Here is a 26,154-nt window from a genome sequence, read left to right on the forward strand (position 1 = left end):
TACATTTAAATCCTTATTTTAGCTCAAAACCATATCCTAAATATGCCATTAATCATTGCCGTACTAGGTATCTTACTGCTGTTCTTGCTAATTGCAAAATTTAAACTCAACGCCTTTCTTTCGTTTATCATTGTATGTCTGTTTGTTGGTATTTTCCAAGGAATGGAATTGGGTAATTTAGTGCAATCCATACAACGGGGAATTGGTAATACGCTGGGTTTTCTCGTCCTAATTCTGGGACTTGGTGCCATGTTGGGAAAATTGGTGGCCGATAGTGGTGCCGCCCAACAAATCACGACACAATTGGTGGCCAAGTTTGGTGTAAAACATGTTCAATGGGCCATGGTGGTCACAGGGTTTATAGTGGGTATCCCGATGTTCTACTCCGTGGGCTTTGTTATTTTGATACCCTTGGTGTTTACCGTTGCCTTTTCCACTGGATTGCCATTGCTTTATGTTGGATTGCCCATGCTCACCTCATTATCAGTGACGCATGGATACCTTCCTCCCCACCCCGCTCCAACGGCCATAGCCGCCATGTTCAATGCAGATATAGGAAAAACATTGATGTACGGCCTTATTGTAGCCGTTCCCGCCATTATTGTTGCGGGACCGTTGTTTGCTCGAACTCTTAAAAAGATTGAGGCCAAGCCATTGAAAGAGTTTTACAATGCCGAACCCATCCCCGAGGAAGAACTACCGTCGACAACGGTTAGTATTTTGACCGCCCTTTCCCCTATCATTTTTATTGGGGTGGGCATTGCGGCCGAACAATTTTTGGAAGAAGGATTACTCAGAAATATACTTGCCTTTATTGGCAATCCAGTAATCGCTTTATTGATTTCTGTGCTGATTGCCATTTACTCCTTGGGATTGGCAAAAGGAAAGGAAATGAGCACCATTATGGATTCCTTGTCCGCCTCCGTTTCCAGCATCACCATGATTCTTTTGATCATTGCCGGGGCAGGGGCGTTAAAAGAGGTCTTAATAGATAGTCAAGTAAGTGACTATATCGCTGATAGTTTAAAGGGTTCCAGTATCTCGCCTTTGGTACTGGCCTGGCTCATCGCCACCGCCATCCGCGTTAGTGTAGGGTCGGCAACCGTAGCCGGGCTTACCGCTGCCGGTATTGTACTCCCACTCGCATCAGGTACTGGAACAAGTCCAGAATTAATGGTTTTGGCCATTGGTTCGGGAAGTTTAATGCTTTCACATGTCAACGATACCGGATTTTGGATGTTTAAGGAGTATTTCAACCTTTCGGTAAAAGAAACGCTTTCTTCATGGACCGTTATGGAAACTTTGGTAGGCGTAATGGGATTATTGGGCGTTTTAGCGATCAATAGTATAATCTAGCAATAAAATTTATGGAAAAATCACCATCACAACGAATGGAGGAACTCAACCTCCAATTACCTCCTGCGCCACCACCTGCCGGCGTTTACCGACCTGTTTTGGTTGTCGACAACTTTTTATACGTATCCGGTCAAGGACCTGTGAATTTAGATGGCTCCCTTATGACGGGGCGTGCCGGAGACGACATCGATGAGGAACAAGCAAAACTAGCGGCCCGTCAGGTAGGATTGACCATGCTGTCCACTATCACAACTCATTATGGAAGTTTGGACAAAATCAAAAGAATGGTAAAAGTTTTGGGAATGGTGAATTGCACGCCGGACTTTGGCAAGCAACCGTATGTAATCAATGGTTTTAGTGAATTAATGGCAGATGTTTTTGGAAAAGAGCATGGCATTGGTGCACGAAGTGCCGTTGGAATGATGCTTCCTGGAAATATTGCCGTTGAAATCGAAGCCATTTTTGAACTTCACAAATAACACCTCCCTTTCATGTTTATATTCGATGCCCATCTCGACCTTGCTATGAACGCGCTTGAATGGAACAGGGACCTTAGACTTTCTGTTTCCGAGATAAGGGAGCGCGAACAAGGCATGTCCGATAAGCCAGATCGTGGTAAGAACACTGTATCTCTGCCTGCCATGCGAGAAGGGAATATTGGCCTCTGCATGGCCACGCAAATCGCACGCTTTGTGGAGAAAGAAAGCCCGCTTCCCGGTTGGCACTCCCAACATCAGGCATGGGCACAGACACAGGGCCAACTTGCGTGGTACAAAACCATGGAGGCGGCAGGTGAAATGGTTCAAATCAAGGACATTGAAAGCTTGGAATCCCACCTCAAACTTTGGAAAAGTAATCAGCCCAATAAACCAATTGGTTACATTTTAAGCTTGGAAGGTGCAGACTCCATAATAGACCTGGATTATTTGGAAAAGTCATACGAATCAGGACTCAGGGCCATCGGACCTGCCCATTATGGCCCCGGAATTTACGCTCATGGGACGGATTCGGTGGGAGGAATAGGTCAAAAAGGAAGGGATTTACTCAAAAAAGTGGAGGAACTCAACATTATCTTGGATGCTACCCACCTTTGCGATAAAAGCTTTTGGGAAACCATGAATCTCTACAATGGACCTGTTTGGGCCAGTCATAACAACTGTAGAAAAATAGTAGACCATAATCGGCAGTTTTCCGATGAGCAAATCAAAGAGCTTATTAGAAGGGATGCTGTTATAGGAGTCGCCTTGGATGCATGGATGATGGTTCCCAACTGGGTCCGCGGTAAATCCACTCCACAAGAAATGAATGTCACCTTGGAAATTGCAATCGATAATATCGACCATATTTGTCAACTGGCAGGGAACACCGACCACGTTGGCTTAGGAACAGATTTGGACGGTGCCTTTGGAAAAGAACAGAGTCCGTGGGACATGGATACCATAGCTGACCTTCAAAAAATTCCTGATCTATTGACGAAGAGAGGTTACACAAGCTCGGATATTGAAAAAATAATGAACCAGAACTTCATCAACTTTCTGAGAAAAGTTTGGTCTTAAACATTGACCTAACCAAAAAAAAAGCAGAAACATGTTAAAATACAGGCTTTCGGCAGTTTAAATACCAAACAGTATTTGATTTTTTATATCTTAGTTTCGACCAACAGCAACCTAAGAATGACCAAGAAAGCAGAAAGGACCACCGCTTACATTATAGAAACCGTAGCTCCTATTTTTAACAAGCATGGTTATATAGGGACCAGCATGAGCGACCTTACTGAAGCCACAGGGCTTACCAAAGGAGCCATTTATGGTAATTTTGAGAACAAGGAAGCTCTAGCGCTGTCCGCTTTTGAGCACAATAGAAATATGCTGCTGCAAGCCATTGATGCAAAATTGGGAACAGGGCAAGAAGCCTTGTCCAACTTATATTCACTTTTGAATTTTTATAAGCAGTACGACGTTTTCACCCTTCCCATGGGTGGTTGTCCATTATTGAACGTAGGAGTGGACGCCCAAGGAAACAATAAACTTTTAGCAGCTGCTGTTAGGGAAACCATCAAAGAAATTGAAGGCAAAATTGCCCTAGTCCTTGAAAATGGTGCCAAACAAAACGAAATCAAACTTCCCGTTCCTCCATTACAATTTGCCAGACAGTTATTCACTATGGTTCAAGGTGCGGTAGCAATGAGTACTATGACCCAGGACCGAAAGTATTTGGTCAATACCATTAACTATTTAGAATATTTGGTGAAACAGGAGCTTAAAAAGTAAACCTTTTCCCTTACAACATACCCTTTCATAAGATTAAAAAACTGCACTCCTTCAGGCAAAGCCAGTTTTTATGATTGCTTCTTTCTTCCAAAAACCCAATCTATGTATGAAAGATTTGGGAATGTTGATGCCATCCGTCAATTGAAACCCACCATCCGTCAATTGAGCACACCTTATATGGATCTGTTGACATATTTTGGTTGAACAAAATTATAAGCACATTCATCTAGCTTAAAAAACAACCAATACAATGAAAAAATATTTTTACAGGAAATCGGACAAAAGATTCTGGAGCATTGAAGACAAAGAAACCAGTTACAATACCAGTTATGGGGTAGAATATTTAGGAAGAGAACGATTTGGCTCCAAATCATTTTCCTCGATAGAGACGTGCCAAAAGAACATAAAAAAGGAAATCCAAAAGAAAATGGATGATAACTATAAAGAAATTACCATTATTGATGATTTTTCTGATATTTCCACGATGGAATACGTTTGGGAAATCCAACAAGCGCAAATCGAGCAACCTTCTGAATATTACCTCAATATCTCACCGCACGTTTTAATAAAAGCACTCTGTAAAATAACATCACTTGAGAAACTTACTCTTCGCAATGTTGAAGAGCTTCCTAAGGAAATGCGGCAATTAGTCAACTTAAAAAAACTGAATATAGACTTTAGACATAACTACAAAGCAAGTATGCCTGAAGGCATGAGTAAACTTAAAGAGCTTGAAGAATTGAGCGTGCACCATATTTGCAGTATTGATAATATTGAGGAGCTGGAAAATCTAAAGAAATTGTACATAGGTTGTTGGCACGAAGGGGATGGGATCATTCCCGAGAATATTGGTCAATTAAAAAAACTTACACACCTCCACCTATTTTACGCAAACCAAATCCCGGATACTATATATGAACTGGAAAACCTAGAAGAATTGGGTTTTAAATTTTCAAATGTCAAAGAACTACCTGAAACCATCGAGAGACTCAGCAAGCTAAAAAAATTAGAGCTCGATTTTAGGGGAAATTTTGGGGACCAACCTCTAACACTGCCCCATTCTTTTGCAAAACTGAGTCACCTGAGCGAATTGACAATACTTGGGCGTAATGTGGAGAACGTGCCCGAAAGCTTTAAAAAATTACTCGATTAAAAATTGATTTTAAAGAAAACATACCTCATCAAAGGTTCCCAAAATTGTGCGCTAAACATGGATTTTTATGTACACACTATACAAAATTAAAAATCTCGATTGAGTTAGATTTCACATTTTAGAAGAAAATCATTTTAAAAATGTTCCTGATAATTGTTTGAAAATTAAAGGAAAGTGGTAGTTGGGGGCACTTAAAAAACATTTGGCAGTGGATACTGCCTCAAAAGAAAAGACATAACTAATGTACACCCCAACAGAGGATGAAAAATTAAAGGCTCTCCAAACTAGAAAGAAAGCCCTTGAAAAATTTTATAAAGCCATTACACGAAAAGACAACCCATTATATTTATCTATGATGGCCTTTTTGACCGGTGAAGTTAACGTTTGTCCACCTAGTGATCCCCAACATAATGACAGTCTCAAGTTCAAAGAAATAATATTTGCCCTTTTAGGGCCCTATCCCGATTGGGATTTTATGGATAAACGTATCCTTACCTTTATATCCCAAGACAGTTTTATCCATGAAGGTCATTTTTTTAATTATTTAGAAGAGGGTTTTTATGAAGGCCTCTTGAAGTGGTTACAAAAAACCAGTGCAGAAAATCCTAGCGTTAAATTCGAGGAGCTACTAGACGAATTAAAAAAATATAATATTGAAAAAGGCTTTGTACTTTCAAGGTGCATTGTTAAAGATTCCACACTCTTGCCCAATGGACAGCCCACTTCTTTAGGCAAGTATGTATTGGAAAACTTTATCAAAGACCCCGAATTTTTCATCAATAAGTCACTCAACAGGCAAGCACTAGTGGAACTTATGCTAAAACATGCCAAAAAAGACTTTGAGCCGTATCTATCTCGATTTTATATTATAACCTACAGCGATGGAACCAAACATCTACCATTTGGAGTTTATGAAGTATTGTGCAAATACGATTCAGAAAAGTATACTGAAATACTTAAAAATACACTAAATGATCTAGACGCAAAATGTTATGGTTGTAAAATAGACGCTGCTAGGCTACTGATGGAAAATAGAGCAGAAAAGTACGGTGCCGATGCCTTTAGTTTGGTGGGGGAAACAATGGAATATCTGTCCAATAAAAAAAATGAAAAGCCCGATTATAAACTTAGATGGTCACTGGGAAAATTATCAAATGATGGAATCCCGGAACTGATTGATTGGACATGCAAACATTTTGGAAAATCCGCAATCCCATTACTGCACAATTATGTAAAAAACACAAAACATCTAGATCTTGATGTTGTAAAGATAACCCTAAATCATTTTGGATCTGCGGCTTTGGATATTGTAGGAGAAGCTTTTAAAGTTAACCTTGAGGGAAACCTTAATGGACAGATCAGGTATTATAATTCATTGTTCGATGCTCTTTCCAATATTGATTATAACCCTTACCACGAAGAGGTTTGGAAACTTTTGGAATCCAATTCGCCCGAAATAAAACTCTTGGCATGCAATGAAATCAAAAAATTTGGGCCAAACCACGTAATTCCAAGAGCAAAAACCCTTCTTAACCACGAAAACGCCACCAAAAGAGAAATGGGAATAAGATTGCTATTATCTTTTGAAGAGGTTTGGAGCGAATTGATGGTGGTAATGGATAAAGAAAAAAACGAAGATCTACGGAACCTGTTAGTCAGAAAATTTTATTCCAAACCAACCCAAATCACTCTGGAGGAAGCAAAAAGAAGGATTGCCTCCGCAAATGAAAGAGGCAAACTCAGCAGAAAACCCGCCAAATGGATCGACATCTCAAAATTTCCAACTTTAAAATGGAGCAATGGAGTGGAATTGGAAGATAAGGAACTATTGTACCTTTTCTATAGGCAAAAGTCGTGGGACGACATATCCCCCGACCCCGAGGCACGGGATATTTATCCCCTTATTGACAAGAAAAGCGCCAAAGGCCTATCATCCACCCTCCTTAAACTCATAAAGGAAAATGGCGGCATAATGGCCAAGAATCGGTTTGCCCTATCTATAATGGGAATTTTTGGAGAGGATTCCGTCGTGGGCCTTTTGGAAGAAGAAGCAATTACGGGAACAAACTCCAATGCATGTCAAGTGTTGGGGCTTATGGAAACAATTGGGGCTGCAAGGGCCCTGGACAACATAGCGAACTATTTTACCGTAAAATATCCCAATATAAGAGAAGCGGCACAAATCGCTTTTAAACAGATAGCCGACAACAAAGGTATGCTCACACAGGAACTTAGGGATGCTATCGTACCTGATTTTGGTTTTGATGGGCTTACCAAGGAAATCAAGGATGGAGATGATTTATACAAAATATGTATTGACAAATCCCTTGACCTAATATTCGAAGATGCCGAAGGAAAGTGCACCAAGAGTATCGCAAAAATGGCTACATCAGAAACATTAGGCCATATCGCAACATTAAAAAAAGACATAAAAAAAGCGTTGGAACAATCCACTATCAATTTGGAACAGAAATTATGCAACCAAAACATATGGCCTGTGGAGGAATGGAAGAAAAGGTTTCTTCAAAACCCGCTGTCATTTGCTTTGGCCCAAAATTTTGTGTGGGGAACGTACCAAAACGGAGAATTGACAAAAAGTTTTATGCCCGATGAGAGGGGAGAATTGCAAACGATGGAAGGTGAAACTTTCAAACCAGAACAAGAAGCGTTGATTAAATTGGTACATCCCTTAAGCCTAGATTCACAGGAAAAAGACAAATGGTCCGCTATTTTGCAAGAAAAAGGAATCACCCCCCCTTTTCCTCAAATAGACAGAAGGGTGTTTGTATTGGATAAAGAAAAAAGTGATACGAAATTTGATTTCAGCCATGAAAAAAGAAGTGTTTCCGATACCGATTTCAAATACCGTACAGCAGACCTAGGTTGGCGGAGGGGCAGCATACTCGATGGTGGAGATATATCTTCTTACAAGAAAAGTATTCCCGCCCATAATCTGGAAGCCTTTATTATGTTGAAGGGCATCAATGTACAAGGGTCGTTTGGCGAAAAAGCAAAAATCGAAAAACTGTTCTTTGTGCCGTTGGATACGGTATATACCGGAACGGATACCATAAATGAACCACGAACGGAAAACGACCATAGATTGATACCTTTCGGGGAAGTGCCCCCGGTAGTGTACTCGGAGGTTGTGCGGGACATAGAATCGATATTGGAACAATAATAAGATGGGAGAAGAAGATCAAATAGATTGGACTATCCAGTTGCACAATGAGGTCTTTGATAAAGTGTGGTATGAAGGAAAATATAGCTTGGAGAACGGATATCACAGTGTTACAAAGGCAGTTTATGTACAATTTAAAAGTGGCCTTGTCCTTAAATTTTCTACAGAAAAAAAGGAAAGAAAAACTGCTGGTCACCATTTGGTCATAGAGGAAAAACAGCTATGGCAAAAGGAAAAAAGGTACGTGAAAGACCTGAAAGAAGTAACTGCCTTGGGAGAATACGGACCTTTTATAAAAAGTCCCGTTATATCCTGTGACATGGAAGTGCAAAATGTAGGAGAAAACATAATTGCTCCGTTTACGCGGATGATGAACCGAATGTACAGCCAATATTTAATGCTGAACATCCAATTAATGGTTGACGATGAATATGCGCTTTGTATTGCCGCATCCAAGGTGATAAACGGACAACAAATGATCAACTTCTATAACCAATTGACGGTTTTCTTCCAAAAATCGGTCTACACAGACTACAAGCAGAAAACATCCGAATATTTTATGTGGTGATTTTTGTTTTCGCCAACAATTGTCTTTCAGTAAGATGAAATGCATACCATTTTTGAACTATTTGTGGTAAGCAGTAGCTTAAGAAGTAAATCAATCCCCCCTCACCCTAAAAACCCAAAGTTTTTCATCGTATTTGCCAAAAAACTTACTGTCGCGGGCTTTTCTGGCCTCTTCCATGGTGTTGAAGCGTTCCAAATACACATAATTGTATTTATTGAAACTTCTGTAAAAAGATTTCGGCTCCAGACCCTTCTCCCGCAGCATCTTCATAAAGTTATCAAAATACTTTTTGGTGCCGTAGACATTGGCTATCAAATAAAATCCAGGTTCTAGACCATCTTCATTTTCTACTTCTTCGTAACGTTCGTTGGCTTGCACAACCACTTTTTGGTTCTGCAATTGTGCAATACTATCTTTTTTGCGCTGTAGCTCTAGTCGCTCTTTTTCTTGTTGAAGCTCCAATTGTTCCTTGATACGTTTTACTTCCGCCAAAGAATCTTTTTCACGTTCAATACGCCTTCTTGCCTCCAGTTCTCGTTGTTCTTTATCTAATCTTTGTTGCTCAATATCTTCTTCAAGCCTATTGGATTCTTCATTTTCCTTCTCCTTTTCTCTTGATCTTGTTCTTCCAAATTGATAAGATGCAACAATCTCTATAGTTGATTCTTCTTCGGAGAGGGAACTATCTGTTCCGAATTCCATCAGTCCGCCAATTGAAAAAGCTTTTGAGATAGTAATGCCCAGTCCTCCCGAGGGACCATAAAAATTATTGTAGCCGCCTTGAACCCAAAACTTAGATGTGGAAAACAGACCGTTCAGTCCGTACTGGGCATCCCCATTAGGAATGGTTTTTATATAAAGAACTGGTCTCACAAAACTATTTCCAAGACCTTTGGATATTGCAATAGGGAAATCGTTGCTCAATGTCCCTGTAACACTCTGAAAGCTATCCATGTTCCCGCTATTCCCTGAAACATTGAACCCAACGGCATTCTCCAACGCCACTCCAACACTAAACCGATTCAGCGCTAATCGTAATCCCGGCGAAAATTGTATCCTAAAAGCTTCGTAATCCTCCAAAAAAACTGGATCTAATTCATCCCCTTGAAAAAACTGTTCGTCCGCTACCGATTGTTGAAAAGCGAAAATATTCAATCCGACCATTAAGCGAATATCATCGCCTAATTCAAAAGCTTGGGCAAAATTCAAATTACCTCCAGTATATAGAAAAACTCCCGTGTTGTGCTGTAAAAACCCAGCAGAAACTACCGATGAGGCATTTAACTGGTGAGTGTAATTGGCAAAAATGGTGGTCGGGTCTTCATCTATTGTCTGCCATTGCCAGCGCGTCCAAACAGAAAAGGAGTTCGGGCTGTTCCAATCCAAAGCATAGGTAGGATTAAATAAACTTGCATTGAACTGTGTTAACGAATGTTGTCTAAAATCAGATGGCAGAACGGGCTCTTGCCCCCAGCTTGTCATGTAAATTGCCATTGCAAACAAACAAACCAAATATTTTGGCATACGAGAAAATGAAAATTAAACGTTACTTTTAGGCTAATTATCTAAAAAACACTCGTGAATTTTGAATAGAACCATGCGAACCATCAAACCTCTAATTATACTTGCATTTATATTCTTTGGAATAGTCAGCTGCAAAAAAGATACGAAAATTGGGGAAGATCCTATTATTTCCACCTTCTATTTTATTAGACATGCAGAAAAAGATAGAACCGACCCGGAAAATGCTGACCCAGAGCTCAATCAAGATGGGTTGGACAGGGCCATTCGTTGGGCCGAAGTTTTTGATGCCATTCCTTTGGACGTCATTTATTCCACCAATTACGAGCGCACTTCAATGACAGCCGCCCCAACTTCTGTAAAAAAAGATATTGACATTACATACTATGATCCCAGCACATTTGATGTGGAAGAGTTCAAATTGGTCAATGATGGTAAAAACGTTTTGGTCGTAGGACATAGCAACACTACACCAATGCTTGTAAACAAAGTACTTGGAATGGAAAAGTACGATCAAATGGACGATTCTGACAATGCCAGTCTGTTCATCGTACGAATCATTGATGGGGTACCGACCGATATTCGTCTAAAAATGGACTAGGTTTATTCTACCACAATATTTTTGAGCTCAATTTTACTTAAGAGTTCAAGCTCACCTTCGTTGTATAACTTTCCAATATCCAAAATGGACGTATTTTCATTTTTAGGCTTGTAGTTTTCGTAATCTACAAATCTAATGCCTTCGACATATCTTTCATTATACGCCTTTCTAAAACGTTGTCCACCCCCGTTCACGTGAAAATCATAGGCAAGGTAATCGGGCTTAAAAGACTCTTTATCAAACCAATATAGATAGGTGTCTTCAAAATCATCCCCTCCACCCTGCTGGTCGAATGTTACTTTTACTTTATAATACTCTTTGTTGTTGATAGTCTCCTTTCCCAAAAGCTCCTTATTCACAGCTCCATCGTTGAGCCCAAAAGGCAATCGCACAAAATAATGCACAGAATTGATGGAGTTGGCATATTTCACGGCCATGGTATCATGTACCATTACCAAGGAATCGTTGATGTAGCGTTCAAACTCTTCGCCGCGTTTGATATCTGTAATAGTTGTTGAATCCAATGCTGAGATTCTCGTGAATACTCGCTGCCCCCCAACATTATCGGAAGCATAACTCATATCCCTAAAATCAAAAGAAACTTTGTGATCATTAAACTGTTTTCCTCCACTATCAGCTATGGAATTATCCACTATTTCTTGTACGGTCAATTCTTTTTTAGGCTCTTGTTTGCATGCGAAAGCGAAAACGAGCATCAGCGGGATAAAAAATCTTTTCATGAGTTGGTTTTGGTACTTATTCGTAAAATCTAGCATAACATTACAATTTTCTTGGCAAAGAGTTTATATTTTTGTGCCCGATGCAACAAAATATCAACATAAAAAATAAAAGAGCCCGATTCGATTACGAAATTTTGGATACCTATACCGCAGGCATTGTTCTGGGAGGTACCGAAATAAAATCGCTACGATTGGGCAAGGCTTCCATTTCCCAGAGCTTTTGTGAGTTCAATGACAAAGGTGAACTATTTGTTGTGAACATGCAGATTGATGAATACAGTCACGCAAGTCACTTTAACCACGCGCCCAAAGCCGTTCGTAAATTGTTACTTAACAAACGGGAATTAAAGAAACTTCAAAAAGAGGTGGCCACTACCGGACTTACAATCGTCCCACTTAAAGTTTTTATCAATGATAAAGGTCTCGCCAAAATGAACATCGGTCTGGCAAAGGGTAAAAAATTGTACGATAAACGGGAAACTATCAAGGATAGGGACAACAAACGTAACCTATCAAGGATCAAAAAGAGCTTCAACAATTAGTTTTTGTCTTCCAACAAGGGCACAAAGCGGAACGAACCGAATTCTTTTTTCTCAAACTCTTTTTCAGACTTTCGCACAAACAAGGTCATGATTTGTTCATCCGTCCCTACGGGAATCACCAACCTGCCCCCTACTTTTAGCTGGGCCATTAAAGGCCTTGGCACTTCAGGAGCCCCGGCGGTTACGATAATACCATCAAAAGGAGCTTCTACAGGCAATCCTTTGTAACCATCACCAAAAATCATTTTCTTGGGGCGGTAATGCATTTTATTAAAAAATAAACTGGTGGTCTTGAACAGTTCCAACTGGCGTTCAATAGTATAAACTTTCGCTTTTAAATGCATTAAAACGGCGGTTTGATACCCGCTTCCTGTGCCAATTTCCAAAATTTTGGCGTTCGGCTTCACCTCCAATAATTCTGTTTGAAAAGCCACGGTATAAGGTTGTGAAATGGTCTGGTCGGCCCCAATGGGGAACGCCTTGTCCTGATACGCATGGTCCTCAAAACTACTATCCAAAAACAAGTGTCTTGGAATCGTTTTTATGGCATCAAGTACCTTTTGGTCCGTAACTCCCTTGGCTGCAACAATCTCTGCCAAGTTTTTGCGCATTCCCCTATGTTTGAGCGTATCCTTCATGGTCTCTGGTCTGGTGGCACGAATTTAAAAAGTTCCCTAAAAATATCCCCTTAGTTCCTCTCAAAAATTTATGGAAAATGGCATCATATCCGTATTTTTGACCAAAACAGGTATTATGCTAAAAGTTGGTGTCCTCGGAGCAGGACATTTGGGAAAAATACACCTTAGGCTCTTAAACCAGTCCGATAAATATGAACTTGTCGGATTTTATGATCCAGATGAAATCAATGCCAAAAAAGTAGCCGCAGAATTTGGCTACACCCATTTTGACAACATCAATAATTTGATAGATGCCGTAGATGTGGTCGATATTGTAACGCCCACATTGTCCCATTTTGATTGTGCCAAAAAAGCCATCGAAAAAGGGAGGCATATCTTTATAGAAAAGCCCATCACCAATACGCTGGAAGAAGCGGAAGAATTATTGGAGCTTTCCAAAAAACATAATGTAAAAGGCCAAGTTGGGCATGTGGAGCGCTTTAACCCGGCATTTTTGGCAGTGAAAAACAAAATCGAAAACCCCATGTTCATTGAGACCCACCGATTGGCGGAATTCAATCCGAGGGGAACCGATGTTCCTGTAGTCTTGGACTTGATGATTCACGACATCGATGCCATTTTGAGCGTTGTGCCTTCGGAAGTGGAAAAAATTAACGCAAGTGGGGTCTCCGTTATCAGTCAATCACCGGATATCGCCAATGCGCGTATACAGTTTAAGAATGGCTGTGTGGCCAACCTTACCTCTAGCCGAATCTCTTTGAAAAACATGCGAAAGTCACGTTTCTTCCAGCGTGATGCCTATATTTCGGTGGATTTCTTGGAGAAAAAAGTAGAAGTGGTAAAAATGAAGGATGCCCCGGAAAGTCCAGGGGATTTTGATATGATTCTTCAAAATGCCGAAGGGAAGAAAAAGCAAATCTATTTTGAAAACCCCGAAATAGACGTCAACAATGCTATTTTGGACGAGTTGGAAACGTTTGCCGATGCCATCAACAACGATACTACCCCAATCGTTAGTTTGGAGCAAGGCACCAATGCCCTTCGGGTGGCCCTTCAGATTATTGAATCTTTTGAAAATTAATGGTTGTCGTTACTGAATTGGTTCTAACGGACAACACTTTAAACCATATACTATGCAACAAATAGCAGTAATCGGTGCTGGAACCATGGGCAATGGTATTGCTCACGTTTTTGCCCAAAATGGATACAAGGTCAACTTGGTGGATATTGCACAGGTATCCTTGGACAAAGGAGTTGCCACCATCACCAAGAATTTGGACCGAATGATTGCTAAAGAGGTTATCGATGAGGCCAAAAAAGAAGCTACTCTTTCCAATATTACCACTTATACCAATCTCAAAGAAGGTGTGTCTGACGCAGATTTAGTAGTTGAAGCCGCAACAGAGAACTTGGACATCAAACTCCAAATTTTCAAGGATTTGGATGAAGTTTGTGATGCCAAAACCATTTTAGCGACCAACACATCATCAATTTCCATTACGCAAATCGGTGCCGTGACCAAGCGCCCGGAAAAAGTAATTGGAATGCACTTTATGAATCCGGTGCCCATTATGAAGTTGGTAGAAATTATCCGTGGATACAACACATCGGACGAAGTCACGGAAACCATCATGGAGCTATCCAAAAAATTGGGCAAAACTCCTACGGAAGTAAACGATTATCCCGGTTTTGTGGCCAATCGTATTTTGATGCCCATGATCAACGAATCCATCGAAACCTTGTACAATGGCGTAGCCGGCGTTGAAGAAATCGACACCGTGATGAAATTGGGCATGGCGCACCCGATGGGACCACTACAGTTGGCTGATTTTATTGGGTTGGATGTATGCCTTTCCATTTTGAACGTGATGTACGACGGATTCAAAAACCCGAAATACGCTCCCTGTCCCCTACTCGTTAATATGGTAATGGCTGGTAAATTGGGTGTAAAATCGGGCGAAGGTTTTTACGATTATTCCGAATCCAGAAAAGCTGAAAACGTTTCCGCGCAATTCAAATAGGGTTCAAAGAACTTGGTTGTCGTTCCGACAGAGCGAAGCGATGAGGAATCTCATGATTTTAAATCTAAAATGAGATTTCTCACTACGTTCGAAATGACCAAGAATACTAAGTGTTTGGAAATAAAATATCGACAATAAATAATTAGGGAAGTATCCCTACTAACTAGATAACAAATTTCATGGCCATTGTAAAGCCTTTTAAGGCCATTCGCCCCACAAAGGATAAAGCTTTTTTTGTGGCTTCAAGATCCTACGAGGAATATTCCAAAGAGGAGCTTAAAGCGGTATTGCAGTATAACCCGTTCTCTTTTTTGCATATCATCAACCCTGGGTTCAAGTTCGAAAAGAACATTAAAGGGAAAGAACGGTTTGGATTGGTCCACAATCGGTATTTGGAATTTTTGGAGGAAAACATCTTTCAAAAAGACGAAGAGCCCAGCTTTTATCTGTATCAAATTGAAAAAGATGATTTTAAGAGCTTGGGGTTCTTTTGTGCCTGTAGTGTAGATGATTACCGGAACAATGTTATCAAAAAACATGAGGATACCATCCAAGACCGTGAAGAATTGTTCGCTGATTACCTTCATACGGTTGGTTTTAATGCCGAGCCTGTTCTAATGACCTATGAGGATAATGCATTGGTGGATGAGATTTTTCAGCGTAAAATTGAACGGAAACCCGAATACGATTTTACCACGACAGACAGGGTCAACCATAAACTTTGGAAAATCTCCTATCCTGAAGGAATCGAAAAACTGGAAAAAGCTTTTGGCGACCTTAATGCACTCTATATTGCGGATGGACATCATCGTAGTGCATCTTCCAGCTTGTTGGCAGACCTAAAAATGTCAGAAAATGAGAATCACACAGGAGAAGAGCCCTATAATTATTTTATGGCTTATTTGATTCCTGAATCACAGATTAAAATCTTCGAGTTCAACCGAATGGTCAAAGATTTGAACGACTATTCGAAAAAGGAGTTTTTGATTCAGTTGGACGAGCATTTCAGAATAGAAAAAAGGGAGGACGGACTTTGCAAACCATCCAAAAAACATGAATTTAGCATGTATTTGGGCGGAGAGTTCTACACCTTGCACTTCCGACAAACCAACCATGAATTTACGGATGCTTTGAGCAAGTTGGACACCCAAATCCTGTACAAAACCATTTTAGAGCCCATTTTGGGCATCACAGACCTGAGGAATGATAAGCGGATTTGCTACGGTTATGGCAAAAATAACCTTATCCAAATGAAGGATTTGGTGGATTCGGGAAGCTATGCGGTGGGTTTCAGCTTGGTTCCCACAACAGTTGAAGAAATCAAGGCAATTGCCGACGCTGGTTTGGTAATGCCCCCAAAAAGCACGTATATTGAGCCTAAGCTCCGTAGTGGGCTGGCTATTTATGAATTATAGAAAACTATGTCCATAAAAGATAATCTCAATACAATAAAATCCGAACTCCACGAGGGAGTTACCTTGGTCGCCGTTTCCAAAACCAAGCCCAACAAGGATATTTTGGAAGCCTACGAAGTGGGGCAACGCATATTTGGGGAAAATAAAGTGCAGGAGATGGTCCAAAAATGGGAAGACTTGCCCAAAGACATCGAATGGCACATGATTGGCCACGTACAACGGAACAAGGTCAAATACATGGCCGAATTTGTTTCCTTGATTCACGGGGTGGATAGTCCCCGCCTATTGAAAGAAATCAACAAACAGGCAAAAAAGCACGACCGTGTTGTTCCCTGTTTACTTCAAATCCATATTGCCGAAGAGGACACCAAATTTGGTCTGGATAAAGCAGAACTGGAGGAACTTATCGAGTCTGATGCATTTAAGACGATGGAGAACATCAAAATTGTAGGTTTGATGGGCATGGCAACTTTTACAGATGATGAAAGCCAGGTTCGCAGAGAATTTGCCCAACTCAAATCCATGTTCGACGACCTTAAAACAAAACTAAACGACATTACCATCCTTTCCATGGGCATGAGTGGCGATTACAGGCTAGCCATTGAGGAAGGTAGCACCATGGTCCGGATTGGAAGCAGTATATTTGGGGCTAGAAACTATACATAACCAGTAATTTTCCATGTACGCGATACTTGACATTGAAAGCACGGGAGGAAAATACAATGAGGAAGGCATCACCGAAATCGCCATCCACAGGTTTGATGGGCATCAGGTGGTAGACAAATTCATCTGTTTAATCAATCCAGAACGGGAAATACAACCCTTTGTAGCCAAACTTACGGGCATTAATAATAAAATGTTGCGTTCGGCACCCAAATTTCATGAAGTAGCCAAACGTATTGTGGAAATTACCGAAGGTGCCGTTTTGGTAGCACACAATGCACAATTCGACTATAGAATTCTCAGAACGGAGTTTAGACGTTTAGGGTATGATTTTCAACGCAAGACACTTTGTACGGTAGATTTGTCCAAACAATTGATTCCAGAGGCCGAATCGCATAGTTTAGGAAAATTGGCGCGCTCATTGGGGATTCCCATGAGCGATAGGCACCGTGCCAATGGGGATGCACTGGCGACATTAAAACTCTTTAAATTATTATTGGACAAGGACTCGGGCAAGAAAATTATTACCGAAGTCATCCGTGAAGAGACCCATGGAGAACTCTCACCGAACCAGTTAGACATGGTTTTTAACCTACCTTCGGAAACAGGTGTTTACTACATGCACGACAAAGACGGGGAAATCATCTTTTTGGGCAAGACCAAGAATATCAGAAAGAGGGTGAACCAACATTTTACCAACGTTGGTAAAATTGCACGAAAACTTCAAAAGGAAACGAAGAAAGTAACCTACCAGACCACAGGAAGCGAGCTTATCGCTATTTTAAAGGCATATGTGGAACAAAAAAAGAACAAGCCAAGGTATAACCATATTTCCAAAAAGAAACTCTTTACCCATACCATAGATTTTAATCAAAATGGGGGCGACCATATCATTTTAAAGGTTGAAAAGGACCGTACACTTGAATACAAAAAAATGGCCTTTAACGGAATGCAATCTGCTAAAAGTTTCTTGGACAAAATATCAGAAGAGTTTGAACTTTGTCCATGCTCTTTGGGATTAGGTCCTGAAGAGCCGGAGGAAGCATCAAACTGTAACAACAAAGTGCTTTCTGCTTTTGAAAAGTACAGTATACAAGAGAAAAATGTGGCCCTGACAGATCAAGGCAGGCAAACGGGAGAACGCAGTTTTATCTTAGTAAAAAATGGTAAGCTTCAGGGTTTTGGCTTTGTGGAACTCAACCATCAAATCAATAATATTCATATCTTAGAATCCATAATGACCCCAATGCGGAGCGACGAAAATACAACCTTTATCATTGAAACATTTTTAAGAAAAAACAATAGGTTAAAAACCATACCATTAACATCCTGATCATTGAAAGAATACAAACCACAAGCCAAATGGAAAAGTAAACTTCATGAAGTGATTTATGAAGCGGACACCCCATCGGGCAAGTTTTTTGATATTGTTCTTTTTATCCTGATCATCATCAGTGTTATTTTGGTCATGTTGGAAAGTATCGATGGCTTTGATGAGCATTACCATAAAACACTGCTTACCCTAGAGTGGATCGTGACCATCTTTTTTACCTTGGAGTACATTGCGAGATTGATCAGTATTAAAAAGCCATTAAAATATGTGTTTAGCTTTTATGGAATCATTGATTTCTTGTCCACCATTCCCCTCTACCTCTCCTATATTTTAGCAGGATCTCAAGTATTGTTGGCTGTACGAGCGTTTCGTCTGCTAAGAATTTTTAGGATTTTAAAGCTTGTAAAGTTCATGGGCGAAGCCTCACAACTACAATCTGCTCTAAAAGCAAGTCGAACCAAAATTGCGGTTTTCATTTACGTGGTTCTTATCCTTTCCGTAATCCTTGGAACCATAATGTATATAGTTGAAGGGGACGAATCCGGGTTTACCAGTATTCCAAAAAGTATTTATTGGACCATTGTTACGCTTACCACGGTAGGTTATGGTGATATTGCTCCACAGAGTAATTTAGGACAGTTCTTGGCAACCGTGATCATGATCTTGGGTTATGGAATAATAGCAGTGCCTACAGGTATAGTTACGGCGGAATTTGCAAGGAACAAGCATAGTGAAGTTGAAGACGACAACGGATATGTGGTCCATGTTAACACCCAATCCTGTCCCAACTGCTCGGTCGAAGGTCACAGGGATGATGCCACCCATTGTTATAATTGCGGACACCCATTATGAGCGAAAAAATATTACTTGCAGTGGTTGGCCCCACGGGCATTGGAAAGACCGCTCTGGGAATCCAACTGGCGAAACACTTCAACACCGAGATTATTTCCGCAGATTCCCGACAGTTTTTCAAGGAAATGGAAATTGGAACTGCGGTTCCCTCAAAAGATGAGTTAGAAGCCGTTCCCCATCATTTTATTCAGCATAAAAGTATTTTTGAGCCTTATTCTGTGGGTGACTTTGAGAAGGAAGCACTTTCCCTGCTAGATGGTTTGTTCCAAAAAAAAGATATGGTGGTTATGGTCGGCGGTAGCGGTCTATATGTGGACGCTGTTATATCGGGCCTTGATGAATTCCCAGAGGTTGACCCCGAGATACGCTCCAGATTAAACCAACAATTAGAAAATGAAGGCTTACAAAGTCTTCAAAAAGAATTAAAACAAAAAGACCCGGACTATTACAAAAGTGTGGACCTGGAAAATCCCCATAGGTTGATAAGGGCCTTGGAAGTCTGCATAGCATCCGGCAAACCGTTTTCCTCCTTTCTGGACAAACCAAGGGCAGCAAGGCCATTCAAGTCTTTTTATATAGGGGTTGATGCTTCTAGGGAAACCATCTACGAACGCATAAATACGCGAGTGGATCTTATGATGGAGGCCGGTCTCTTGAAAGAAGCTGAAAACCTTTATGCAAATAAGGACTTGAACGCATTACAAACAGTTGGTTACAAGGAACTTTTTGAATATATTGAGGGTAATTGCACTTTGGAATTTGCCATTTCGGAAATCAAAAAAAATACAAGACGATTTGCAAAACGGCAACTGACTTGGCTGCGAAAGAACGAAACCATTTTGTGGGTACCTTATAATGCTGAACCAGAAGAAGTACTTAGAATGGTTACAGACCGACTTAAAACCAACCTTTATGCCTAACGGTAAAACTGTACTAATTGTTATGGGAGTGAGTGGTTCCGGTAAGACCGAAATTGGAAAACGACTTTCCAAAGAGCTCTCAAGACCCTTTTTTGATGGTGATGACTTTCACCCTGAAGCGAACGTTAAAAAAATGAGCGCTGGATCTCCGTTGAATGATGAAGACCGGAAAGGATGGTTGGTCGCCCTAAACAAATTGGCTATAGAACACAAGAACAAAGGTGCAATCATTGCCTGCTCTGCTTTAAGAAAGAACTATAGAAGCCTTCTAAGGGCAGGGATGGGGAATTGTATGGAATTTGTATATTTAGATGGTTCCTTTGAATTGATAAAGTCGCGATTGGAGCAAAGGAAAGGACATTTTATGCCCTTGAACTTGTTGAAATCCCAATTTGACACGCTGGAACCTCCTTCCAAGGCAATAACGGTTTCCATAGATGAAACTCCTGCCAAGGTTGTGAAAAGCATCATTAAAAAACTAAACGATTAAAAATCCCCCGAATTTTCGGCAGAAAAAAAGCCGCCTTTAAAGGTGGCTTTTTTATATGATATGGGACATTGGTTTATTGCTCGTTTTCAGCTTTTACAACAAGCCTAAATCCTTCCCCGTGTATATTCAATATTTCAACTAGGTCATCTTTTTTCAGATATTTTCTTAGTTTGGCGATATAAACATCCATACTTCTGGAAGTAAAGTAGTTGTCATCTCTCCAGATTTTGGTCAATGCCAGTTCTCTTGGCATCAAATCGTTTTCATGAAGCGCCAACAAACGTAATAGTTCGTTTTCTTTTGGAGACAATTTTATAGGTTCTTCTTCCTTATATTTCAAGAAGCGTAATTTTGAGTTTAAATGGAAGTTTCCAATCTCAAATTCAAACTGCTTGCTATCGGCCAAAGAACTGGATGCTTTTCTCTGGAGAATCGCTTTCAGTTTCATTAAAAGGACTTCAGAATCAAACGGTTTGTTCAAATAGTCGTCCGCACCTGCTTTATATCCCTTTAGTACATCTTCCTTCATGGTTTTGGCCGTCAAAAAGATAATAGGCACGTTCTCATTTTTCTCTCGAATTTCCTTCGCTAAGGTAAATCCATCCTTGTAAGGCATCATTACGTCCAAAATACAAACATCATAATTGTCCTTTTTGAACTTTTCAAAACCTTCCATTCCGTTTTTGGCCAAAACAACATCAAAGTCGTTCATGGTCAAATAATCCTTAAGAACAATTCCAAAATTGGGATCGTCCTCCACCAATAGTATCTTTTTTTTCTCTGTTTCCATAGTTCGTTTTTAAATTAAAGGGAGTTTTATAAAAAAGGTACTTCCTTTTCCCTTTTCGCTTTCTGCATAAACCTCGCCCTGATGATCATCTATAATTCGTTTTACGTAGGCCAATCCTAATCCATGGCCTTTAACGTTATGTATGTCTCCGGTATGTTCCCGGTAAAATTTTTCAAATACTTTTTTCAGGACCGCTTTGCTCATTCCAGCACCATGGTCCTGTACTTTGATAATGATGCTATTTTTTACCACTTCGGTAAACACATCTATTTTAGGTGTTTCTGGGGAATACTTTACGGCATTGTCCAAAATATTTACCACCACGTTGGTCATGTGCATATCATTGGCCAAAACTTCAGAGCGTTCGGCATCAAGATGGGCATTTACATAGCCGCCCCTATCCTGAACAATAAGCTCTATATGTGCAATGGCATCTGTAATAATATCGTGCATATTTACACGGTCTTTACTGATGTCCAATTGATTTTTCTCCAATTTGGATATCCTCAGTACGTTTTCTACCTGCGCGTGCATACGTTTATTCTCATCACGAATCATGCCTAGATAACGCAACACCTTTTCCTTATCCTCTATGGATTTCGGATTTCGTATAGCTTCTACTGCTAAATTAATGGTCGCTATGGGTGTTTTGAACTCGTGCGTCATATTATTGATGAAATCTGACTTGATCTCTGAAATACGTTTTTGCTTTATTAGCTGGTAAATCGCGCTGGAATAGGCCAGCATGATTACCAATGTAAACACCAAGGATAATAGGGCCATTCCCATCACTGAGCTGAAAATGTATTTTTTCATGCTCGGGAACGTAAGTAGCAGGGAGAAATTGGAACTCCCTTCACTATCCTTAAAAATAGGCGCCTTGTACATTTTGGTACCCGAAAACTTGAACTTTCTGGAACGCACCTTGGTAGGGTAACCCTGACTGTACACTCCATATTCGTAATCGGTATCAATATTCCGGTTACTCAACTCTTGACTGAGCAACAATTCCAGTTCTTGTTTGGACACCCTTTTATGAATTGGCTTTGCTTTGGCCGCCTCCATAAAAACATCTTCCCAAGCCGCTTTGTCAATACTGCTCAATCCACCAATTTTCTCCGCGCGTTGTATAGGGGTCAAGCTATAACTCTTCCCATCCAATCCATATTCTTCTTTGAATACGGCCTTGGTCCGCTTGCTCGTGAAGTTTTTAATTGTGGTCGTATCTTCATTGCCACCTGTATTAATATCAAAGAACGCAGAGGTTATATTGTAATCTTCTTCAAGAATTCCGTGGGAATAAAATAGGATTTCATCGGAATTCAAATCCCGATCCACGAACAAAAAATTCTTGTATTGCGTGCTCTTGGGCTCGCCAATACTATCCGCAAGAGATGCTAAACGGTCCGAGTATTCCTTCATCTCGCGCTTCTCCACCCTACTCGCCACTTTATCCAGAATGTCCGTAACTGTCCTCGAGAATTGTTCTTCTTTGTCGTTTACGGATGTTCTAATCCAGTAAACCTGCACAAAAATTATCCCCAGAAGAGATAAGCTCATAAGAACAACTAGAAGAACGAATAGCTTCTTGTTCATTGATGTAAAATTAAAAATTTAACATTTAGTACTTTTAGCGTTTAACCAAAACTTAACATAAATGTTAAAATTTAGGTGCTATCGCTAATAGTTTGAGGTGTAGTTCCTTAACCTTTTCTTTGGTTTTATCCAAGTCTAGGTTTTCTATAACGTGATGGGCCAATTTCTTTTTTTGACCATCTTCCAGTTGATTATGGATGCGGTCCTTTATCGCTTGTTCGCTAGTACCGTCTCTCCGAACAACCCTTTGTATCCTGATATTCTCTGGCGCAGTTATAAGTATGGTACAATCGTATTTATCCTGTGCTTGGTTCTCAAAAATCAGTGCGGTTTCTTGAATAACATAAGGTGACTCTTGCCTTTTGGCCCACTCTAAAAAGTGCTCCCTAACCGCTGGATGGACAATTCCGTTAAGCTTTTCGAGCAAATCCGAGTCTTTGAATACCTTTTCTGCAATAAAGGACCTATCAAGCCCTTCTTCGTTATAAGCCCCATCACCCAATAATTGTATAATGGCCGTTTTTACCTCTTTGGAAGTTGACATGAGTTTTTTGGCTTCCTGATCAGAGTCGTAAACCGGGACTCCTAGGTCCAAGAACATTTTTGCCACGGTACTCTTTCCACTTCCAATTCCTCCTGTGAGACCAACTATCATCATTGCTGTTCCAAAACAAAATTTACGGTCCTTTCTTCCAACTTTACATCGTACACTTTTTGAGGGCTCTCTGTAATTTCCAAAAACAATTTGCTGCTTTCAGAGCCATCCAACTGACCATAATCGGCCACCACCTCAAAATCGGATGCGGATATCTCTTTCAGTCTTTCTATCGTAGCCTTGCAAAGAATAGTGACCGAGTTGGGAAACGTTTTTACTTGGTAACCTTCAGGAATATTGCGCACCTGAATCGAAACTTCAAAAACTTTTTCCGAGAATTTGGACACCTTGCCAAAAACCGTTGCACGCCCCACTGAGAATATGCTATTGTCCAGCCCTTTCGGGAAAAGCAAAGTGACATCGCTAGAAAAATCTTCGTTCACATTGCTAAGTTGAACAGGTGAGGTTTTAATAATCTTTATGGTATCTATTTCACTTTTTGGCCCTTTCACAACAACTGAATCAGGAGATATCTTAACCTTTCCGTCCAATATATAATTTTGTTGAAGTCGAAGGTTTAAGTTCGCCTGAATAGGTATCTTCTTGGAATCGACCTTGTATAAATCTACATCTAACACATTCGGGTCCAAATCCAACAAAGATATATTTTGAGACAGCTGTTGGTCCATTTGTCTAATCAAGACCTGCTCATCGAGAACATATTTCCCATCTTGGTACTTTACTTGGGATACATCAATATCTACTCGACTTCTAAAAATCTTATAGTACAAAAATTGAAACCCGCTTGTTCTTAGTTTTGCATCAATCTGGTCTTTTGAATTCTCCCCCAACAGTAAAGAATCGGGAAGGTTACGGTAATTTAAGGTAAAATAAGCCCTGGATTCGTATGTTTCAGATAAATTGCTGATAAACCATGCAAAAAAAGAGCATATCAGAAATAGCAAAAATACTTTTGCCTTTCTTTGGTTGAGACCGTGCAATACCTTTTTAAACACTTTACTTCTTCTTGAAAAATAGTTTTGGGAACAACTCCTCTGGGTTCTTATTACTAAAGTTAAGCAACATTGTGGACTTGAAAAAACCTATTCCATATCCTGTAAACTGAATCATAAGGGCAAAAATGGACAACAAGGCGACAATGAGACTTTTACTCTTTATCAAAGCATCCAAAAATAGTGCCAAAAAATAGAACATATAGAGTATCAGTGGTAGTCCAAGCCCTGCAAAGGCCAAGAGAATCGCCACCACCAATCCAAGCATAAACAATGTCGGAAACCAGTATGTCGGCTTCGCCGTTCCGGGGTGCCATTTATTGAGTATGGGACGGACCATCCCAAATTTATTGACTTGAATATAAAATTTGTTCCAGTCGATACGTCTTTTATGATACACAAATGCCTCGGGGAGCAATCTAGTTTCAAACCCCGCCTTCCAAATACGAAAAGTCAGGTCCGGGTCTTCACCAGGATGTATACGACCGAAACCTCCCGCCCTTTCAAATGCTTCTTTGGATATCCCCATATTAAAACTACGGGGCTGAAATTTACCTACGCCTTTTTTACCTCCACGGATACCCCCTGTGGTCAAAAAAGATGTCATCACATAATTGATGGCTTTCTGAATAGTGGTAAAGGAATCATCCGCTGCATCCGGACCACCGAAACAGTGCACAAACTCCCTAGTTAGTTCCTTGTTCACTTCGGACAAATATTGCTTAGGGAGGATGCAGTCCGAATCCAGAATGATGAAATAATTTCCTTTAGCATGTTGCATTCCAAAGTTTCTGGAATCACCTGGACCGGAATTTTCTTTAAAATAGTAGGAAATGTTCAGGCCATCCCGAAACCTATCTACCACTTCCTCCGAACTTTGTGAAGACCCATCCTCAACAATAACCACCTCAAAATCTTTCTGGAAGTCTTGTTTTTGGAGACTTTCCAAGAGTTCCCTAATTTCATCAGGCCGGTTGTACACCGGTACCACTATGGAAAAAAATGTATTCATCTCAAACAGAAAAGCCACCCTAAAAAGAGTGGCTTCCCATATATTTTTTAAAGTTTATTTCGAAAACTCATCGATTACTTCTTGACTCACACCTGTATTAGAGAACCCACCATCGTGGAACAAGTTCTGCATGGTCACCTTTTTTGTCAAATCGGAGAAAAGTGATACCGTATAGTTGGCGCAATCATCTGCGGTGGCGTTGCCCAATGGCGACATTTTTTCCGCGTAGTTGATGAACCCATCAAAGCCTTTAACACCCTGTCCAGCTGTGGTCGGGGTCGGTGATTGGGAAATCGTGTTCACCCTTACCTTGTGTTCCTTTCCGAAGAAATAACCAAAACTTCTGGCCACAGACTCCAAATAAGCTTTGTTGTCCGCCATATCATTATAATCCGGGAATGTTCTTTGTGCTGCCATGTAGGTCAATGCTACGATACTCCCCCATTGGTTCATCGCTTCAGCTTTATAAAGTGACTGCATAACTTTATGGAAAGACAATGCGGACACATCCCACCCTTTCTCGGTAAAACTGTAATTCTCGTCGGTGTAATGTCTTCCTTTTCTAACATTGACGGACATTCCAATGGAATGGAGCACAAAATCCAGTTTTCCTCCCAAAATCTCCATGGATTTCTCCACCAAGTTTTTCAAGTCCTCTTCGTTAGTGGCATCTGCGGGAATAATTTCTGAATTGGTCTTTTCCGCCAGTTCATTGATTTGACCCATTCGCATGGCGATGGGTGCATTCGTTAGAACAAACTCGCCACCTTCTTCGTGAACGCGTTCAGCGGTTTTCCAAGCAATGGAGTTAGGATCCAATGCACCAAAAATGATTCCTTTTTTACCTTTTAAAAGATTGTATGCCATAGTTTATTGCTATTGTT

At 40.4% G+C, this 26,154-nt stretch carries 26 protein-coding genes; 17 read left to right on the top strand and 9 right to left on the bottom strand.

Translation table 11 applies throughout. The features are described 5' to 3' along the window. Positions 1-42 precede the first annotated feature (42 nt). From DCK90_RS10770 to DCK90_RS10800, 7 genes are all read left to right on the top strand, one after another. Positions 43-1,356 carry a gluconate:H+ symporter gene (locus DCK90_RS10770; RefSeq protein ID WP_108246213.1) on the top strand — a complete coding sequence of 438 codons (1,314 nt, stop codon included), beginning with the start codon at positions 43-45 and terminating at the stop codon, positions 1,354-1,356. Positions 1,357-1,367: 11 nt separating this feature from the next. Continuing rightward, the gene (locus DCK90_RS10775) at positions 1,368-1,835 is read left to right on the top strand and encodes a RidA family protein (RefSeq protein WP_108246214.1); all 468 of its coding nucleotides are present in this window, start codon (positions 1,368-1,370) and stop codon (positions 1,833-1,835) included. Between the two features lie 12 nt (positions 1,836-1,847). Beyond that, positions 1,848-2,912, top strand: coding sequence for a dipeptidase (locus DCK90_RS10780; protein WP_108246215.1), 1,065 nt, complete (start codon positions 1,848-1,850; stop codon positions 2,910-2,912). A gap of 117 nt (positions 2,913-3,029) precedes the next feature. After that, on the top strand, positions 3,030-3,626 hold the full coding sequence (locus DCK90_RS10785) for a TetR/AcrR family transcriptional regulator (RefSeq protein ID WP_108246216.1): 597 nt from the start codon (positions 3,030-3,032) through the stop codon (positions 3,624-3,626). Between the two features lie 250 nt (positions 3,627-3,876). Next, the gene (locus tag DCK90_RS10790) at positions 3,877-4,779 is read left to right on the top strand and encodes a leucine-rich repeat domain-containing protein (RefSeq protein ID WP_108246217.1); all 903 of its coding nucleotides are present in this window, start codon (positions 3,877-3,879) and stop codon (positions 4,777-4,779) included. Positions 4,780-5,020: 241 nt separating this feature from the next. Then, on the top strand, positions 5,021-7,960 hold the full coding sequence (locus DCK90_RS10795) for a DUF4132 domain-containing protein (RefSeq protein WP_108246218.1): 2,940 nt from the start codon (positions 5,021-5,023) through the stop codon (positions 7,958-7,960). Positions 7,961-7,964: 4 nt separating this feature from the next. Beyond that, positions 7,965-8,528 (top strand): hypothetical protein, encoded by a 564-nt coding sequence (locus DCK90_RS10800; RefSeq protein ID WP_108246219.1) that lies wholly within the window; start codon positions 7,965-7,967, stop codon positions 8,526-8,528. A gap of 90 nt (positions 8,529-8,618) precedes the next feature. Here DCK90_RS10800 and DCK90_RS10805 read toward each other — a convergent pair whose 3' ends face one another. Next, positions 8,619-10,052: a PorP/SprF family type IX secretion system membrane protein gene (locus DCK90_RS10805; RefSeq protein WP_108246220.1), complete on the bottom strand. Its 1,434-nt coding sequence runs from the start codon at positions 10,050-10,052 to the stop codon at positions 8,619-8,621. Positions 10,053-10,125: 73 nt separating this feature from the next. On the opposite strand from DCK90_RS10805, the gene DCK90_RS10810 reads away from it, so the two are divergent. Next, on the top strand, positions 10,126-10,650 hold the full coding sequence (locus DCK90_RS10810) for a SixA phosphatase family protein (RefSeq protein ID WP_108246221.1): 525 nt from the start codon (positions 10,126-10,128) through the stop codon (positions 10,648-10,650). Between the two features lie 2 nt (positions 10,651-10,652). On the opposite strand, the gene DCK90_RS10815 is transcribed toward DCK90_RS10810, so the two are convergent. Beyond that, a complete protein-coding gene (locus DCK90_RS10815) occupies positions 10,653-11,390 on the bottom strand; it encodes a DUF6503 family protein (protein ID WP_234414740.1) in 738 nt (245 codons plus the stop codon). An 80-nt stretch (positions 11,391-11,470) separates the two neighbouring features. On the opposite strand from DCK90_RS10815, the gene smpB reads away from it, so the two are divergent. After that, the gene (gene smpB, locus DCK90_RS10820) at positions 11,471-11,932 is read left to right on the top strand and encodes an SsrA-binding protein SmpB (protein WP_108246223.1); all 462 of its coding nucleotides are present in this window, start codon (positions 11,471-11,473) and stop codon (positions 11,930-11,932) included. Here the strand turns inward: smpB and DCK90_RS10825 are convergent. Beyond that, positions 11,929-12,570 (bottom strand): protein-L-isoaspartate(D-aspartate) O-methyltransferase, encoded by a 642-nt coding sequence (locus DCK90_RS10825; protein WP_108246224.1) that lies wholly within the window; start codon positions 12,568-12,570, stop codon positions 11,929-11,931. The two genes, smpB and DCK90_RS10825, sit on opposite strands and share 4 nt — an antisense overlap. 115 nt (positions 12,571-12,685) lie before the next feature. Between DCK90_RS10825 and DCK90_RS10830 the strand changes: the two genes are divergently transcribed. The 8 genes from DCK90_RS10830 (at position 12,686) to DCK90_RS10865 (ending at position 20,264) form a co-directional block, all read left to right on the top strand. Beyond that, positions 12,686-13,651 (top strand): Gfo/Idh/MocA family protein, encoded by a 966-nt coding sequence (locus DCK90_RS10830; protein ID WP_108246257.1) that lies wholly within the window; start codon positions 12,686-12,688, stop codon positions 13,649-13,651. Positions 13,652-13,703: 52 nt separating this feature from the next. After that, complete coding sequence (locus DCK90_RS10835; protein ID WP_108246225.1) at positions 13,704-14,591, top strand: 3-hydroxyacyl-CoA dehydrogenase family protein; 888 nt, start codon at positions 13,704-13,706, stop codon at positions 14,589-14,591. A 179-nt stretch (positions 14,592-14,770) separates the two neighbouring features. Further along, positions 14,771-16,006 (top strand): DUF1015 domain-containing protein, encoded by a 1,236-nt coding sequence (locus tag DCK90_RS10840; protein ID WP_108246226.1) that lies wholly within the window; start codon positions 14,771-14,773, stop codon positions 16,004-16,006. Positions 16,007-16,012: 6 nt separating this feature from the next. Further along, entirely contained in the window at positions 16,013-16,672 is a 660-nt protein-coding gene (locus tag DCK90_RS10845; protein ID WP_108246227.1) for a YggS family pyridoxal phosphate-dependent enzyme, read from the top strand. A gap of 13 nt (positions 16,673-16,685) precedes the next feature. Beyond that, positions 16,686-18,002 carry an exonuclease domain-containing protein gene (locus tag DCK90_RS10850; protein WP_108246228.1) on the top strand — a complete coding sequence of 439 codons (1,317 nt, stop codon included), beginning with the start codon at positions 16,686-16,688 and terminating at the stop codon, positions 18,000-18,002. 3 nt (positions 18,003-18,005) lie between these two features. After that, a complete protein-coding gene (locus tag DCK90_RS10855; RefSeq protein WP_108246229.1) occupies positions 18,006-18,854 on the top strand; it encodes an ion transporter in 849 nt (282 codons plus the stop codon). Further along, the gene (gene miaA / locus DCK90_RS10860) at positions 18,851-19,774 is read left to right on the top strand and encodes a tRNA (adenosine(37)-N6)-dimethylallyltransferase MiaA (RefSeq protein WP_108246230.1); all 924 of its coding nucleotides are present in this window, start codon (positions 18,851-18,853) and stop codon (positions 19,772-19,774) included. The genes DCK90_RS10855 and miaA overlap by 4 nt, the downstream gene beginning before the upstream one ends. Then, positions 19,767-20,264, top strand: coding sequence for a gluconokinase (locus DCK90_RS10865; protein ID WP_108246231.1), 498 nt, complete (start codon positions 19,767-19,769; stop codon positions 20,262-20,264). Before miaA ends, DCK90_RS10865 begins: the two co-directional genes overlap by 8 nt. Before the next feature lie 73 nt (positions 20,265-20,337). On the opposite strand, the gene DCK90_RS10870 is transcribed toward DCK90_RS10865, so the two are convergent. The 6 genes from DCK90_RS10870 to DCK90_RS10895 all read right to left on the bottom strand — a co-directional run bounded on the left by DCK90_RS10870 (position 20,338) and on the right by DCK90_RS10895 (position 26,137). Continuing rightward, positions 20,338-21,054 (bottom strand): response regulator transcription factor, encoded by a 717-nt coding sequence (locus tag DCK90_RS10870; protein WP_108246232.1) that lies wholly within the window; start codon positions 21,052-21,054, stop codon positions 20,338-20,340. Between the two features lie 9 nt (positions 21,055-21,063). After that, positions 21,064-22,650 carry a sensor histidine kinase gene (locus DCK90_RS10875; RefSeq protein WP_108246233.1) on the bottom strand — a complete coding sequence of 529 codons (1,587 nt, stop codon included), beginning with the start codon at positions 22,648-22,650 and terminating at the stop codon, positions 21,064-21,066. A 64-nt stretch (positions 22,651-22,714) separates the two neighbouring features. Next, positions 22,715-23,308: a dephospho-CoA kinase gene (gene coaE, locus DCK90_RS10880; protein WP_108246234.1), complete on the bottom strand. Its 594-nt coding sequence runs from the start codon at positions 23,306-23,308 to the stop codon at positions 22,715-22,717. Further along, the gene (locus DCK90_RS10885) at positions 23,305-24,261 is read right to left on the bottom strand and encodes a CdaR family protein (RefSeq protein ID WP_108246235.1); all 957 of its coding nucleotides are present in this window, start codon (positions 24,259-24,261) and stop codon (positions 23,305-23,307) included. The genes coaE and DCK90_RS10885 overlap by 4 nt, the downstream gene beginning before the upstream one ends. Position 24,262: 1 nt before the next feature. Then, the gene (locus DCK90_RS10890; protein ID WP_108246236.1) at positions 24,263-25,270 is read right to left on the bottom strand and encodes a glycosyltransferase; all 1,008 of its coding nucleotides are present in this window, start codon (positions 25,268-25,270) and stop codon (positions 24,263-24,265) included. Between the two features lie 54 nt (positions 25,271-25,324). Beyond that, positions 25,325-26,137 carry an enoyl-ACP reductase FabI gene (locus tag DCK90_RS10895; protein WP_108246237.1) on the bottom strand — a complete coding sequence of 271 codons (813 nt, stop codon included), beginning with the start codon at positions 26,135-26,137 and terminating at the stop codon, positions 25,325-25,327. Positions 26,138-26,154 lie beyond the last annotated feature (17 nt).

The organism is Muricauda brasiliensis, assembly GCF_003057865.1.
GTDB classification, from domain to species: domain Bacteria; phylum Bacteroidota; class Bacteroidia; order Flavobacteriales; family Flavobacteriaceae; genus Flagellimonas; species Flagellimonas chongwuensis.